Source organism: Streptomyces sp. NBC_00414 (assembly GCF_036038375.1).
In the GTDB taxonomy this organism is placed as follows: domain Bacteria; phylum Actinomycetota; class Actinomycetes; order Streptomycetales; family Streptomycetaceae; genus Streptomyces.
Genome location: NZ_CP107935.1, coordinates 7303829 through 7317642, shown reverse-complemented (window position 1 = coordinate 7317642; position 13814 = coordinate 7303829). Strand labels below are relative to the sequence as shown.

The 13814-nt window shown below is 55.7% G+C and carries 17 protein-coding genes; 4 read left to right on the top strand and 13 right to left on the bottom strand.

The window, feature by feature from the left end; genetic code table 11:
• Nucleotides 1-31 precede the first annotated feature (31 nt).
• The 3 genes from lipA to OHS59_RS31795 all read left to right on the top strand — a co-directional run bounded on the left by lipA (nt 32) and on the right by OHS59_RS31795 (nt 2288).
• Nucleotides 32-997 (top strand): lipoyl synthase, encoded by a 966-nt coding sequence (lipA, locus tag OHS59_RS31805; protein ID WP_328496786.1) that lies wholly within the window; start codon nt 32-34, stop codon nt 995-997.
• Between the two features lie 278 nt (nt 998-1275).
• The gene (locus tag OHS59_RS31800) at nt 1276-1476 is read left to right on the top strand and encodes an SCO2195 family GlnR-regulated protein (RefSeq protein ID WP_328496785.1); all 201 of its coding nucleotides are present in this window, start codon (nt 1276-1278) and stop codon (nt 1474-1476) included.
• Nucleotides 1477-1589: 113 nt separating this feature from the next.
• Nucleotides 1590-2288, top strand: a complete 699-nt coding sequence (locus tag OHS59_RS31795) for a DUF4191 domain-containing protein (RefSeq protein ID WP_328496784.1) — start codon at nt 1590-1592, stop codon at nt 2286-2288.
• A gap of 149 nt (nt 2289-2437) precedes the next feature.
• On the opposite strand, the gene OHS59_RS31790 is transcribed toward OHS59_RS31795, so the two are convergent.
• Entirely contained in the window at nt 2438-2905 is a 468-nt protein-coding gene (locus OHS59_RS31790; protein ID WP_328496783.1) for an RDD family protein, read from the bottom strand.
• Nucleotides 2906-3104: 199 nt separating this feature from the next.
• On the opposite strand from OHS59_RS31790, the gene glnA reads away from it, so the two are divergent.
• Nucleotides 3105-4514 (top strand): type I glutamate--ammonia ligase, encoded by a 1410-nt coding sequence (glnA, locus tag OHS59_RS31785; RefSeq protein WP_328496782.1) that lies wholly within the window; start codon nt 3105-3107, stop codon nt 4512-4514.
• Nucleotides 4515-4673: 159 nt separating this feature from the next.
• On the opposite strand, the gene OHS59_RS31780 is transcribed toward glnA, so the two are convergent.
• The 12 genes from OHS59_RS31780 to OHS59_RS31725 all read right to left on the bottom strand — a co-directional run bounded on the left by OHS59_RS31780 (nt 4674) and on the right by OHS59_RS31725 (nt 13800).
• Nucleotides 4674-5057: a hypothetical protein gene (locus OHS59_RS31780; protein ID WP_328496781.1), complete on the bottom strand. Its 384-nt coding sequence runs from the start codon at nt 5055-5057 to the stop codon at nt 4674-4676.
• A gap of 11 nt (nt 5058-5068) precedes the next feature.
• Nucleotides 5069-5485, bottom strand: a complete 417-nt coding sequence (locus tag OHS59_RS31775; protein WP_328496780.1) for a hypothetical protein — start codon at nt 5483-5485, stop codon at nt 5069-5071.
• A 2-nt stretch (nt 5486-5487) separates the two neighbouring features.
• On the bottom strand, nt 5488-5814 hold the full coding sequence (locus OHS59_RS31770) for a hypothetical protein (protein ID WP_328496779.1): 327 nt from the start codon (nt 5812-5814) through the stop codon (nt 5488-5490).
• A 280-nt stretch (nt 5815-6094) separates the two neighbouring features.
• On the bottom strand, nt 6095-6559 hold the full coding sequence (locus tag OHS59_RS31765) for a hypothetical protein (protein WP_328496778.1): 465 nt from the start codon (nt 6557-6559) through the stop codon (nt 6095-6097).
• A gap of 79 nt (nt 6560-6638) precedes the next feature.
• Nucleotides 6639-7520, bottom strand: coding sequence for a phage major capsid protein (locus OHS59_RS31760; protein ID WP_328496777.1), 882 nt, complete (start codon nt 7518-7520; stop codon nt 6639-6641).
• Nucleotides 7521-7663: 143 nt separating this feature from the next.
• The gene (locus OHS59_RS31755; RefSeq protein ID WP_328496776.1) at nt 7664-8050 is read right to left on the bottom strand and encodes a phage scaffolding protein; all 387 of its coding nucleotides are present in this window, start codon (nt 8048-8050) and stop codon (nt 7664-7666) included.
• A gap of 160 nt (nt 8051-8210) precedes the next feature.
• Nucleotides 8211-9617: a phage portal protein gene (locus OHS59_RS31750; RefSeq protein ID WP_328496775.1), complete on the bottom strand. Its 1407-nt coding sequence runs from the start codon at nt 9615-9617 to the stop codon at nt 8211-8213.
• A gap of 119 nt (nt 9618-9736) precedes the next feature.
• Nucleotides 9737-11404 carry a phage terminase large subunit family protein gene (locus OHS59_RS31745; RefSeq protein ID WP_328496774.1) on the bottom strand — a complete coding sequence of 556 codons (1668 nt, stop codon included), beginning with the start codon at nt 11402-11404 and terminating at the stop codon, nt 9737-9739.
• 195 nt (nt 11405-11599) lie between these two features.
• On the bottom strand, nt 11600-12070 hold the full coding sequence (locus OHS59_RS31740; RefSeq protein WP_328496773.1) for a hypothetical protein: 471 nt from the start codon (nt 12068-12070) through the stop codon (nt 11600-11602).
• A 269-nt stretch (nt 12071-12339) separates the two neighbouring features.
• Complete coding sequence (locus OHS59_RS31735; RefSeq protein ID WP_328496772.1) at nt 12340-12561, bottom strand: hypothetical protein; 222 nt, start codon at nt 12559-12561, stop codon at nt 12340-12342.
• 439 nt (nt 12562-13000) lie between these two features.
• Nucleotides 13001-13123 carry a hypothetical protein gene (locus tag OHS59_RS31730; protein WP_328496771.1) on the bottom strand — a complete coding sequence of 41 codons (123 nt, stop codon included), beginning with the start codon at nt 13121-13123 and terminating at the stop codon, nt 13001-13003.
• A 62-nt stretch (nt 13124-13185) separates the two neighbouring features.
• On the bottom strand, nt 13186-13800 hold the full coding sequence (locus tag OHS59_RS31725) for a hypothetical protein (protein ID WP_328496770.1): 615 nt from the start codon (nt 13798-13800) through the stop codon (nt 13186-13188).
• Between the last annotated feature and the right edge of the window lie 14 nt (nt 13801-13814).

Genomic DNA, 13814 nt, shown 5'->3' with positions numbered 1-13814 from the left:
CGCCGAAGAATCGAAGCTACAGGGAGCCGATGTGTCCGCAGTCGCACCCGACGGACGCAAGATGCTGCGCCTGGAGGTCCGGAACGCCCAGACCCCCATCGAGCGCAAGCCCGAGTGGATCAAGACCCGGGCGAAAATGGGTCCCGAATACACCAAGATGCAGAACCTCGTGAAGAGCGAGGGCCTGCACACGGTCTGCCAGGAGGCGGGCTGTCCCAACATCTACGAGTGCTGGGAGGACCGCGAGGCCACGTTCCTCATCGGCGGCGACCAGTGCACGAGGCGTTGCGACTTCTGCCAGATCGACACGGGCAAGCCCGAGGCACTGGACCGCGACGAGCCCCGCCGCGTGGGCGAGTCCGTGGTGACCATGGATCTCAACTACGCGACCATCACCGGAGTCGCCCGCGACGACCTGGAGGACGGCGGCGCCTGGCTGTACGCGGAGACGGTCCGCCAGATCCACCAGCAGACCGCGGACCGCGCCGAGGGCCGGACCAAGGTCGAGCTGCTCGCCCCGGACTTCAACGCCGAGCCGGACCAGCTCGCCGAGGTCTTCTCCTCCCGCCCGGAGGTCTTCGCGCACAACGTGGAGACGGTCCCCCGGATCTTCAAGCGCATCCGTCCGGGCTTCCGCTACGACCGTTCGCTGAAGGTCATCACGGCGGCCCGTGACTACGGTCTGGTCACGAAGTCGAACCTGATCCTCGGAATGGGCGAGACCCGCGAAGAGGTCAGCGAGGCCCTGCGTCAGCTCCACGAGGCGGGCTGCGAGCTCATCACCATCACGCAGTACCTGCGGCCCTCCGTGCGCCACCACCCCGTCGAGCGCTGGGTGAAGCCGCACGAGTTCGTGGAGCTGAAGGACGAGGCCGAGCAGATCGGCTTCTCCGGAGTCATGTCGGGCCCGCTGGTCCGCTCCTCGTACCGGGCCGGGCGCCTCTACCAGATGGCCATCGAGAAGCGTGGTTCGTACGTCGCCTCGCAGGCTGTCTGAATTCCGCCGGGCCCTCGACAGATGGCACGCGGTGCCAGCTCGGCGTGTGAATCTGCGCACAAGTAGCTACCCACCAGTAATGGCCTGTACGACGCGGTCCTGAGCGTCCCCGCAGATGGGGGCCACATCAGGGCCGCGTCAAGGTTTCGGGCCTGCACATCAAGGCTTCACTGGCGTTTGACCGGTCGGTCACGCCCTGGTAACACCATTCAGTGACCCTGGTCCTACAGTCCGTAGAGCCCTAGCCAGAGCCGCCGTCCCGAGGGGGGACCCCCATCATGCAGGCCGCGCCCGTACGCGCCACAGCGATTCCGTCGTTCACCGATGCACTCCGTGCCGTCGAGTCCCTGCTCCTGAGCAGTGGCCAGCGCACCGCCCGCCGCAACGCCTGGACGTCCGTCCTTGAGGACCGTCGCCGCGCCAAGGACCGCGTCGAGGCACAGCGTGTCGTGGAGCAGTCCTTCGTCACCCGCCACTGAGCGACGGCGCGTACACGTCGTACGCGTCCACGGGTTCCCCGAAGCCGGAGGCCGAACCCCTGAACCCGGCACCGGCGTCGTCGGCGCTTCCCCCGACACGTAGACTTCTCGGCATGGCGAGGAAGGAACCCGCAGCGGACGCTGCGAACCCCGGGCGACTCAAGCAGATCGCTCTGACTTACAAGATGACCCGCAAGGCCGACAAAATGATCGGTCTTGTACTCGCGGCTGTCGGAATCGTCACCCTTGGTGTCTTCCTCGCGATCGGCTTCTGGATCGGTCACCCGATCTATCTCGGCATTCTCGGCCTCCTGCTCGCCTTCCTCGCGTCGGCGATCGTTTTCGGACGCCGGGCCGAGCGGGCGGCCTTCGGCCAGATGGAGGGCCAGCCGGGCGCGGCGGCGGCGGTGCTCGACAATGTCGGGCGCGGCTGGACGACGACCCCGGCCGTGGCGATGAACCGCAGCCAGGATGTGGTCCACCGGGCTGTGGGCAAGGCCGGCATCGTGCTGGTGGCCGAGGGCAACCCGAACCGGGTGAAGAGCCTGCTGGCCGCCGAGAAGAAGAAGATGGCCCGCATCGTCGCGGACGTGCCGGTGCACGACATCCTCGTCGGCACGGGTGAGGGCCAGGTCGAGCTGAAGAAGCTCCGTACGACGATGGTGAAGCTGCCGCGCGTGCTGACCGGCCCGCAGGTCACCGCGACCAACGACCGGCTGCGCGCCCTCGGCGACCTGATGAGCAACATGCCGCTCCCCAAGGGCCCGATGCCCAAGGGCATGCGGATGCCGCGCGGCGGGAAGATGCGCTAGCGCCGCACCTGAGCTCCACTGGAACGGGGCGTTCCGGAATCACCGACGGTTCCGGGGCGCCCCGTTCTCATGCCCGCACCCGTACTCGTGACGCCCACCTCCGTACGCGTACGGAGTCCGGTGCGTGCCCGCACGAGGTCCGGCGCCGGTCAGATCCTGACTTCTACCGTGCGGGCCAGGCGGTCGTGCAGCCCGCGTCCGTCGCGGTCCCAGATCAGGGCCGGGAGGCCGAGGCACAGCAGGACCGTGCGCAGCAGGGCGCGCAGGGGGTTGACCGTGCCGGTGTCCAGGGCGAGGACCCGCAGGCCGAACAGGCGCTTGCCCGGGGTGAAGCCGAGGGTGCCGACGGTCAGCACGCCGACGACGAAGAAGAGGAGCAGCGCCCAGTTCCCGGTCGCCTGGCCGTAGCCGTCGGTGATCAGGCCGTATGCGATCAAGGTGCACAGACCCCAGTCGACGGCGAGGGCGCCCAGGCGCCTGCCGGGGCGCGCGATGGATCCGGGGCCCGACTCGGGCAGGCCCAACTGCTCTCCGCGGTATCCGAAGTCGGCACCGGCGTCCTCGGCGGCCGCGCGGGGTCCGGACAGCCACGATCCGATTGCTTGCCTGTTGTCCACCCGTCCACGGTACTGCGGCCGTTTTGCGATGCGGACAGGTGGGGTACACCGGACCTGGTCCGGTTAACTTGGGCGAAACAAATGGGTCACGCTGGAGAAATCACCCGTCCTTAAGGTCGGGCTCAGCGTGTGCCACCGCACTGGCCGCACGAACGAACTACCACCCCGGTCCGAAGTGAGCGGGAGTAGGAGGAGCTGGATGTTCCAGAACGCCGACGAGGCCAAGAAGTTCATCAAGGACGAGGACGTCAAGTTCGTCGACGTCCGCTTCTGCGACCTGCCGGGTGTGATGCAGCACTTCACGATTCCGGCTGAGGCCTTCGACCCGACCGAGGAACTGGCTTTCGACGGCTCCTCCATCCGCGGCTTCCAGGCCATCCACGAGTCCGACATGGCGCTCCGCGCCGACCTGTCCACCGCGCGCGTCGACTCCTTCCGCCGCGACAAGACGGTCAACATCAACTTCTTCATCCACGACCCGATCACGGGCGAGCAGTACTCCCGTGACCCGCGCAACGTGGCCAAGAAGGCCGAGGCCTACCTCGCGTCGACCGGTATCGCCGACACCGCGTTCTTCGGTCCCGAGGCCGAGTTCTACGTGTTCGACAGCGTGCGTTTCGACACCAAGTCGAACGAGGCGTTCTACCACATCGACTCCGAGGCCGGCGCCTGGAACACCGGTGCGGTCGAGAACAACCGCGGTTACAAGGTCCGCTACAAGGGCGGGTACTTCCCGACCCCGCCGGTCGACCACTTCGCCGACCTGCGTGCCGAGATCTCCCTGGAGCTGGCCAAGTCCGGCCTCCAGGTCGAGCGTCAGCACCACGAGGTGGGCACCGCCGGCCAGGCCGAGATCAACTACAAGTTCAACACGCTGCTGGCCGCGGCCGACGACCTCCAGCTCTTCAAGTACATCGTGAAGAACGTCGCCTGGCGCAACGGCAAGACCGCGACCTTCATGCCGAAGCCGATCTTCGGTGACAACGGCTCGGGCATGCACATCCACTCGTCGCTGTGGGCGAACGGCGACCCGCTGTTCTACGACGAGGCCGGTTACGCGGGCCTGTCGGACACCGCCCGCTTCTACATCGGCGGCATCCTCAAGCACGCCCCGTCGCTGCTGGCCTTCACCAACCCGACGGTGAACTCCTACCACCGCCTGGTCCCCGGCTTCGAGGCCCCGGTCAACCTGGTGTACTCGCAGCGCAACCGCTCCGCGGCCATGCGTATCCCGATCACCGGCTCGAACCCGAAGGCCAAGCGCGTCGAGTTCCGCGCGCCCGACTCCTCCGGCAACCCGTACCTCGCCTTCTCGGCGCTGCTGCTCGCGGGCCTCGACGGCATCAAGAACAAGATCGAGCCGGCCGAGCCGATCGACAAGGACCTCTACGAGCTGGCTCCCGAGGAGCACGCGGGCGTCGCGCAGGTCCCGACCTCGCTCCCGGCCGTCCTGGACCGCCTTGAGGCCGACCACGAGTTCCTGCTCGCGGGCGACGTGTTCACGTCCGACCTGATCGAGACGTGGATCGACTACAAGCGCACGAACGAGATCGCGCCGCTGCAGCTGCGTCCGCACCCGCACGAGTTCGAGCTGTACTTCGACCTCTAGGAAAATCTGTCTTAGTAGCAGTTCTACTCATGCACGCTGTCAGGGACAGATACTAGCAGCCCTGTCAAGTTGAGTAATTGGCCCGATAAGCCAGCCGCTATTTAGGCAAAGAGAAGAAGGACCTCCACCGGGGATTTGGTGGGGGTCCTTCTTTGTTTCTCAGTTCTGTCTAACTGACCTCTTGCAGATAACGCGGTAATCAACGGTTCGGCCGTTCATGTCTACCTGAGGGAAGATGCCGAAAATCTCGAACTCCATTGAGTCATTGTCCGGCTCTACAAACTGAACCTCTCCAGTCTTGTTCCTAATCCTGCCTAGCTTGTCTCGCAAGCTAGGTCGGTAAGGCATGTACAGCTCTACCATCTGTTGTTCTTTGTAGATAGCCCCGAATGATTCCAGGGAATCAAACGGCTTGATAGAGCCACCAGTAGCCTTAGTGGTTACGGGATTCTCATACTCATAGTGGAATAGGAACCCGCCCGCTTCGTTCTGTCCATCAAAGACATACTTGTAAATGTCTACGACTAGCTCATAGCGCTTCATAGCCATGACTCTCACCAGGCCCACCACCTATGGCGCATCCTGTCAGATTCCAAATCCTGTCTACGCTGTTCTCTGCGGTAGTTCGTTGGCGGGAAGCTAATAAAGCGGCTCTTACGCCATGACAGATTGCCAATGGCCTTTTGAGCTACCGGCGACAACCAAACAGGCTTGTTGCCCATAACCATCTTGTTCTGTCCCTGAGTGATGGACTCCAAGTTTGGCTGTTCAAAGACAGACGTTGGGTCATCTTCCATATAGGCACACTGATAAGCCGTAGCCTTCTTCAACCAAATCAAGTCGGTCGTATCGGTTACTAGTTCCTCTGGTCTTCCGCTAGCTGTTTCAATGATTGCCTGAGCCTTCTTCAAGGTAGCTAGGTCAACAGAAACCCCCGCGATTTCATCAACGTCATTAATCGATGCGTACATCTTTAGTCCTCCAATCCTCTCTTGACCACTACTCGGATAGGAGTTGTGTAATCCGTTCCTGAGCCTGCGGTTAGCTTCAATCGCAAGCTGTAATCCCCCGGAACATCAAAGAGAGTTGTTGACGGCCAATTAAAGGTCACTAGACCATTGACCGCATCCGTGATTGCTGCCGTTCCGCCGGTACGCGTCACATCATCGGGACCAATGAAAAGAGCTGAGGCACCCTCGTAACCGGAAAGGTCGCGGGCTTCCTCATTCTCGTCTTGCACTGTGATAGCCAAAGCGTCCACAGGCACTTGCCCGACAAAGTAAGTACGGGTGTCAATCATGCTTCAATCTCCATTCGTAGAATCTTCCTCGGTAGCTCTAGAGCCAAAGCATTAGAGCCAAGGGTGAGGATTACCCTTCTGCGAGCAAGCGTCATAGCTAGCTCTGTGTAGGCCGGAAGCTCTGAGGGGGCGCGTGTGACGCTCCAACCCAACCCCCGGCCGATTGCCTTGCCGGACGCGAGAGAGACGCTCACAGGCTCACTAGGGGCCGTTCCTGGTGTCCGGCCGACGCTCCACCCGAGACCCCTAGCGGTTGCCCTGCCGACTGAAAGGCTGACGCTCATGAGACCTCAATCTCAAAGAGCCCTGAGCCTGAAATGAACTCGCCGGAATCCGGGTCTTGCTCAAAGAATGAGAACTCAATGGTGAAGTCTTCATTGGAGAGGCTGAGGGTTTCCCCAAAGTCCACATATCCAATGAGAGGCTTACCGCTTGCCGTGTCGTCATAGACAACGGCATATCGAGCATTGGCGGTTAGGCCAGTCCAAGTAACGTCGTCGGCATCCATCTTCATCTTGTATGAGGCGTAAGACAAAGCCTTATTTGCTAGTGCCTGTCCGCCCGCTGTATAGCCCGTGCCAGAAACCTCATTAGTGCTCACGGTTGACCATGCGCCCTGAGTATTGCGGTTAGGCGTATAGCCCGAACCGACTAGAGCAATCTTGATTGTGTCGGACGGGATATTGATTTGCCCACTGAACGCCTTAGCGAACACTGAGCCATAGAAGTACGTGTTAAGTGCCATAGTTCATTGCCCCTTTCATGAGAGAAGGGGCAGAGGCTCGAAAACCTCTGCCCCCTCAGCCGGAACTAATCCATAAGGATTACGCTCCTGCGGTCACCTCAAGGATTCCGAAGGAGTCCGCACGACCGACAGCAAATGCACGACGTGCACGCATCTTGAGAACTGGCTCATCGGTACGGAAACCAGCATCGTAAGAAAGCAGGCTCTCAGGACCGGAGCGAACACCCAATAGAAGGTGCTGACGGTTACCCACAACAAGCAGAGGATTACCAGAAGGTGAATCCGAAGCAGTGCTGTTTGTCTTGGCACCGAATGAGAAGTTCACAGGGATACCAAAGAGAGTTGCAGGCGTACCCGCTAGACCCTCAACAAAGATTGGACGGTGATTGTCGTCAACCATTCCACGGAAAGAAGCCTTGAAAGAAGGGTGCGCAATAACAACGGTGTCCGCGTCATTTGCGTACGTGCTTCCCTCGTAAAGGGCTACGGTGTCAGAGAGCTTGGCATAAGTAACCGCACCCGCTGTTGCAATCTTCTGTCCAGACGTCACAGACGCATAGACAGACTTGAATGGAACGGTTCCGCCGTTCACAGTTCCGTTAGTAACTCCAAGGCAGGCATTGTCTAGCTTACGTGCGTAAGAGACTGCCCACTCTGCCTGAAACGCAGCAACCGCATTAACGATTGCGTCGTCTAGGTCTTCCTCAGCGATGGTGACGGTAGTACCGAACTTCACCGCATCGAGAGTGACGTTATCTAGGGTTGGCTCAGCATCTGTGTAAGCCGCTCCCTTGGCCACAACGTCAACGCCAATAGCGCCAGTGCGAGGAACCTTCATAATGTCGCTGTTCATATTGATGCGACGTGCGACGGCCTCAATTGCGGAATTCTGCTGAACTCGGGTGATTACCTCTGAGCCGTACTCATCGGGAACCCAAGCATCTGCATTAACTCTTGCCATTTTTAGTTATTCTCCAGTTATGTATTTAGTTGTCCGGAACCCCTCCGAAGAGATTTCCCGTAGGTGTTCTCAGACACCTAATTCAGTTGTTATTCAGTTATTTCCCGAATATCCGAGCCGGCTCGGGAATTCAGGAATTCTTTCTAGCCATTCCTAAGGCGTTCAACAAGGGTTTCGGCTGAGCTTTTCTGGGGACTTGCTTCCCGCTTATTTGCGGCGTCCGCTCCACCTGAAACCTTCTTTGTCTCGCCAAAGATTTCTGGCAAATCTTCCTTGAGCGCTTCGAGCTGTTCGGTAAGTCCCTCAAGCTCTCCGGTCTCTGTCACAGAAATCTTTGAGTAGTCGAGATACTTAGCAGCCCTAGGGTTGCTCATACCGGCCTTTGAAAGCTCCTTCTCAGCCAAGAGCTGAGTAGCTAGGCCCCGGTAGTTGTTGCGCTGTTCTCTGTGCTTCTGAGCCTCTGTGTTGGCCTTTCGTAGTGCCGACTCCATAGCCTCAATGTCGTTTGGTCTGTCCTGTGTGTCGTCCATTATCTATTGTCCTCCGTCTCGGTATCTATTGGTGTAATGGAAATGGTTACCTTGTAACCCAATCTTTCAAATCTGGTTGCTGCCATCTGTAGCTCATCAAGTGCGCGCTTCTTTCCTAGCTCAGCCTGTAGCTCCCTAATCTTTGCTTCTACTTCTTCAATCATGCGGCTGTCTCGTAAGGGTTATCAGGAACCCCGGCGGTATCCGGCTGCAAGTCGTGAGAGTCAGAATCACCCGGAGCGTTATTGCCCGGCTGAGCCTTAGCGGCCTCTCTTGCTTCAATCTTGGCAATCCACTGAGCCACTAGAGCCACGTCATATCCCATTTCTGCGGCTACCTGCTCAAGAGGAATTCCAATCTGAATCTTCTTGTAAGCAATCTCCATTGCTTCCTTGGTGTCGAATGTCTCTACAGGCTTCCAATGAATCTGTACGTCCTCCACAAAGCCACCGGCCTTGAGAACGAACGAGAAGACTTCTCGCCACGTTGACCCAAAGGACAACTGACGATTACGCACCTTCTTTACCAACGGTGCCTCTGCGGTCCTTAGTGCTTCACCGGAAGGGATATTGCCGGTCGGCTCAAAGTAATGCAGTGGTGTCGATGTGATGCTAGCCATTGAGCGGATAGTGGCCTTGAAAGGCTCAAGGAATGTAGCGGGGTCCGCTACAGCGAATTGCCCGACTTCCTTGATGCCGTTGAAGATTGCCATTTCACCAGGGGTGTTATTGGCAAAGACAGAGTCCGTACCGTCTGGGTAGTCGGCTGACTCTGAAGAACCCTCAGAGGCTAGCGCAAAGCGCTGCGGGAAGCCGTGGAAATCATTAGCGGCCATTTGTCCAATGACTAGCTTATTGATGATGTCCTGAGCCCCGTACGCGTTTAGGTGCTCTGGCTTGCCCTTTGGCCTTTCGGTCCGGAAGTGGAATACCGGAACCTCTCCAAAGTCATGTGCCATGACTCCATTGCCGTCCGTGAAATCATCCACGTAAGGAACAAAGTCAGTGTCCTTTGGAGTCTGCGGAAGCCTTTCCGCGCGACTGATGTACTTCTCAATCCTGTCTGAGTAATACATATTGACTCGCGTGCGAGTCCTCACGGCATTCTTATCAGTGACGGAGATTTCCCAGACCTTAGCGGCACAACGCTTTAGGCGGGGGTTCTCTTCATCGTAAAGAACAACCGTGGTTTTTGGGGAGTTGTAATAGACCTGAAGAGTGTCATTCTCAGGCCAGACAATGAGATAGGCGTCACCGTAGATTAGGGCTCGCTTGTGAATTTCCCCGGTCTCTAGGACCAATTCATTGGAAGCCCATACCTTGTCGAGATAGCTGCCAGCCTCAGGACTAACGGCGGACACAGAGGCAATCTCTAGGCGGTTATTCACCGTATCAACGGGTGTTGCTGCGAAGTTAAGTCGGAAGCGATTGCCCGTCCGGTGCATCGCACGACTCATAGCCACAGAGGTAAATACCTCTTCGGCTGTTCCTTCGTAATAGTCGTCTGCGGTTGTGTAGTCGTTTCTCCTGTCCAGGATTTCGTTAACCGCGATGGTTAGGTCTGTCATAGTGTTTGGTTTTTTAACTCCTTATTCAGAGTATAAAGCATATTCCTTTCAATTGCAATTAGTGGTCCGAGCCGGCTCGGATATTGGATAAACAATTCCGAGCCGAACTCCATTCAATCTCAGACGTAACTCTGAGACTTAATGCTTACCTGTACTTGAGGCTTTCCGAGGAAGTACAGAACCCCGGTACAAACAGAGTCCACAACGTCGTCATGAGTGACCCTAGGGAACGCGTACATCTGCGTAACCAGAGTCTCAAAGTGAGACGTATGGATAACCTTTCCACGCTGGTAGAAATCAAGAGCCTGATTAGCCCTAGCTTCCTTTGCCCCTACAGCTCGCTCTAGGCGGAGCTTTGCGGGAATGCCGTCAAAGATGGTTTTCCAGACGTCACCACCCTGGTTACTCTCGACTAGGACCACCTTTGCCCCATAGCCCTTACAGAGCTTTGAAACCAGGTCTCTTAGCTCAGGGCCGGGCGTAATCTTGTGCTGTTCCGCATAGCGCACATAGATAAAGCCATCGTCCTTACCGTCCTTATCCAATCCTCTGGATTCGATAGAGATACCGGTGTAGTCGCTTCGCTTCTTTGTCGTAATCGCAGGGTCAACGACAAGGAGAGTGTTTCCATAACCCCCGACAGGTTCGCCAATCTGAATATCCTTGTCCTGCCAATAGGCAGCATCAAGAGATACCGGCTTATTCATCAGGTTCATGTGAAACGAACGAGTATGCCTAATGCTGTTCAGGTACTCCATAGACCAGAACTCAGGCCATAGAGAACGTTCCGAATCACCTTCCTTGACGATGACCGGGAAGTAATGAACCTTGATGTTCTCGTCAATGACCCAACGCAAGTCAGGGTCTAGAGCCTCATAAAGGTCAGGGGCCGAACTTTTCAAATTTTCTGTATTTGAAATGGGTGTAGATATAGGCAATTCCGAATTGAATTCATTAGTACCGCTTTTATGAGAGCCCTCAAAATAGCCAGGATTCTCGGGGAATTCGGATTCCTTATATTCCCTTACCTTCTCCTCAACCAATCGCAATTGGTCGATGATAGACAAAGGCATTGTGGTTGTTCCTGCGAATACCACACGGGCATAGATATTCATAGGCAGAATGGCATTCAGAAGCGTTCCCTTTCGCTTCAATGCTTCATTCTCTGAATAGCTAGCCTCTTGAGGCTCGATGTCATCAAAGAGGATTAGGTCTGGACGCTGCTTATTAATCTTTAGACCTAGAGTCTTTGAGTCCGCACCCTTAGCAACAAAGGCAAACCCGTTAGCCTGCCGGATTTGGTCACGAGACTGAGCAATAGCTGTGTTCTTCCTCTGTCCTGTCAGTGGAGCACAGAGGCTAGGGAAGTCCCTTCTAAGCGCATCGTTGCTGTCTAGCTCATCCTTGAACGTCTGTAGGTGCTCCTCAGCCTGTCCGGCAGAGTCAGCAAAGGCAGCAACGAACTTGATGTGTCCGTGTGCTGCGCCCCACATAGGCAAGAGAAGGAATAGCCATGTGCTCTTGCCACCATTTCTAGGGGCAATGAATGCGTTTCTATTCTCTCGTTCCTTAGTGATTGGCTTAGCCCAAGACTCCGCGTAATCACACAAAGCCAAATGGAAATCGCTTAGGCTTTTATCGCCGGTATCACTTGTAATGTGGTGAAGCAAGTAGGTAATAGCAAAGAGAAGAGGATTGTTCTTTGTCTGTCTAATCCTGCCCTCTTGTGTAAGTAGGTCCCGCTTCACCTCATTAGGTAGTGATGCCATGTATTCGTAAATCTTCATAGGTTGTCCTGCTTTGTTCCTTTCCTAGTAAACGTGCTGGTCAATGACTTGAGTGCATGAGTTGCACTCCAACTGAGACACCCTCTGTGCCGACACAGACTTTGTACTGTGGTTTGTAGCAACCCCCGAGGCCGGCAAATCCCTAGTACAAAGAGTGCTACAAAGATTGGCTGTGTGCCTTTCTAAGGGCCTGCGTTATTGGACCGGGTCTCTCTGCTCAGACACCTTCTGTTCGGCCGCCTCAAAGGCCCTGGTGAGGTTCTGGATAGCGGCATCGGTCGTGTCGGCAGTCTCGGCACCCGTGCGAGTGGTTGCCTTGCCCTGAATGAGATTCATTGTCTCAACTGCCCGCTTCACACCCTCTGTCACTTTCTTGTATTCATCGGGGGTTAGGCCCTGGTTTTCATTGATGTATTCCATTCCTCTATCAATGATGTCTTGCATGGCGATTAGTAGTTCTTCCTCCCGATACCACTGGTGAAAGGCCGAACTCTTCTGCTTTAGGTCAGATAGGGCAATAGTTACATTGAATGCCTTTGCCCAATCATTTGCGGTACTCCAACTACTTGGGTAACCAAGCTCACGTCTTGCCCTGCTATGTCCAACTTCCGTGGCCTTTTCAAGGTATGCGAGCTTTTCCTTATCTGTGTACTTTCTCTGGTTCATTGATTTATTTCATTTACGAATGCACGAGACCCCAGTATTACGTTATTCGCTATCTCTAGCCTTACGTTATTCGGGTTCCTCATCCGTTCCTTTCATCTTGTTTAGCCATCGGAGAGTCTTAAGGATTCTCTGTACGGCTATGGGGTTTGTCCGTAGCTCTTTGGCTACTTGCTTAGGGTCTAGCTTCTCGCCTGCCCTCATTCTCTCTTTAAGTGTGTCTATCTCTGAGAGCAAGAGAGCCCTTGCGTTATCGCTAGGGCCTGTCATGCTTAATCCTTGTCCTTTAGCTGCTTTACCAAGCCGTTCAGAATCTCGTCATCCGAATACTTCGTAATGCCAAAGATGGTCTTTCCTTCACTTCTCTTGAACGTAAGCGCAATGGCTACGTCTTCGAATCCCTCAGTGAGGATTACGTCTAGCAGTTCGTTTACCGCTTCATCAATTGTCTTATCCATTGTTTTCCTTTCCGGCTTCCCGCCGTTTTTCTTCATTCCAGCTAGTTACCGAGTCACCTCAATAGCTCGGTATAAGAGAGCCCCGGTAAGCAAGGGGAAAGCCTAGCCAAATGGCGTATACCTACCGGGGCAACTCTAATTTAGGGAGATGTAAGCAAAGAGAGTAATGAAGACCACTTGCGCTTACCTCTTAAGTATAAGCGAATTCGCTTCCTAATTCAACTATTCTTGTTCTTCTTGTACCAATCCCGCATGTAATTACGTCGCTTCTCTCTAACCCCTTCCGGGTCCTTAGCAAGGCGACGCTTAGCGGCTTCTGCGTTTTGCTTGTTAACCCGCTCTTTGTTCTCCTTCTTCCATTGGGCTAGGTATTCTTTCTGGCACTTCTTGCATTGTCCTTGTAGCCCGTCCGAATTAGCCTTGTGCTTGTTAAAGTCTCTTTCCGGCTTGCTCTTCTTACATGTGTTGCAACGCTTCACTTCTTCCTCACTTCGATTACATATTCTTGGGCTTCGTTGCGCCCAATCTCTAGACCCTTCTTCTTACCGGCAAAGTATGCGATGAGTACGGCAATGAAACAGATAAGCAGGGTTTCCACGGTTCTCCTTTTGGTAGACCCGCCCGGAATCGAGCGGGTGTCATTCAAACGGTCTGTACGGCTTACCAGGGCTCTTCTAGAAGTTCCGGGGTGTCCGGCACCACTGGCATTAGCTGAGCCTCTAGGAATTCGATACGTGCCCGGCAAGAGTCAATCTCTGCTTGCATTCTCGTCTTGACTCTTCCAACGATTTCCTTTGCGGATTCCAGGTCATCCATGCTCACCTTGGCAATGGCTTGGTTTACGTCGATGTAGGAAACAACGCGGGTTGTCATGTCGGTTGCCCGATAAAACCCGCCGTCTTCTCTATGCAGCTGATTGTTCAATGCCGGGATGCGCTTGTGAATCTGCTTTCGCTCCATAGCCTCAATAAGCCTTGATGGACCACCACGAACTACGCTCATATGGTCCACGTCCTTAGTCAAAAGGTGCTGCTTAAATCTCGCCCTAGGGTCCTTAGCAATACCGATATAAACAAGCTCATCGAACTTATACAAACCGTACAGAAATCTCTCAGAGTCTCGGTTTACTTCTTCCTTGTAGGTGACTGCACTCTCTGCACAGGAATCGTGGACGTGACTACTCTCAATAGATTCACTGCAAAGCAGGCAGTGTGTTACTTCCTTGCTCTTTAGGTCTCGCATTAGATGAATCCTGATGTCTTCCCAAAGGCTCATGCGGGCAGACCAGA

Bases quoted from the DNA above. Each gene is read 5' to 3' on its own strand.
- OHS59_RS31800 (WP_328496785.1), top strand. From the start codon at position 1,276: ATGCAGGCCGCGCCCGTACGCGCCACAGCGATTCCGTCGTTCACCGAT.
- OHS59_RS31795 (WP_328496784.1), top strand. From the start codon at position 1,590: ATGGCGAGGAAGGAACCCGCAGCGGACGCTGCGAACCCCGGGCGACTC.
- glnA (WP_328496782.1), top strand. From the start codon at position 3,105: ATGTTCCAGAACGCCGACGAGGCCAAGAAGTTCATCAAGGACGAGGAC.
- OHS59_RS31780 (WP_328496781.1), bottom strand. From the start codon at position 5,057: ATGAAGCGCTATGAGCTAGTCGTAGACATTTACAAGTATGTCTTTGAT.
- OHS59_RS31775 (WP_328496780.1), bottom strand. From the start codon at position 5,485: ATGTACGCATCGATTAATGACGTTGATGAAATCGCGGGGGTTTCTGTT.
- OHS59_RS31770 (WP_328496779.1), bottom strand. From the start codon at position 5,814: ATGATTGACACCCGTACTTACTTTGTCGGGCAAGTGCCTGTGGACGCT.
- OHS59_RS31765 (WP_328496778.1), bottom strand. From the start codon at position 6,559: ATGGCACTTAACACGTACTTCTATGGCTCAGTGTTCGCTAAGGCGTTC.
- OHS59_RS31760 (WP_328496777.1), bottom strand. From the start codon at position 7,520: ATGGCAAGAGTTAATGCAGATGCTTGGGTTCCCGATGAGTACGGCTCA.
- OHS59_RS31755 (WP_328496776.1), bottom strand. From the start codon at position 8,050: ATGGACGACACACAGGACAGACCAAACGACATTGAGGCTATGGAGTCG.
- OHS59_RS31750 (WP_328496775.1), bottom strand. From the start codon at position 9,617: ATGACAGACCTAACCATCGCGGTTAACGAAATCCTGGACAGGAGAAAC.
- OHS59_RS31745 (WP_328496774.1), bottom strand. From the start codon at position 11,404: ATGAAGATTTACGAATACATGGCATCACTACCTAATGAGGTGAAGCGG.
- OHS59_RS31740 (WP_328496773.1), bottom strand. From the start codon at position 12,070: ATGAACCAGAGAAAGTACACAGATAAGGAAAAGCTCGCATACCTTGAA.
- OHS59_RS31735 (WP_328496772.1), bottom strand. From the start codon at position 12,561: ATGAAGAAAAACGGCGGGAAGCCGGAAAGGAAAACAATGGATAAGACA.
- OHS59_RS31725 (WP_328496770.1), bottom strand. From the start codon at position 13,800: ATGAGCCTTTGGGAAGACATCAGGATTCATCTAATGCGAGACCTAAAG.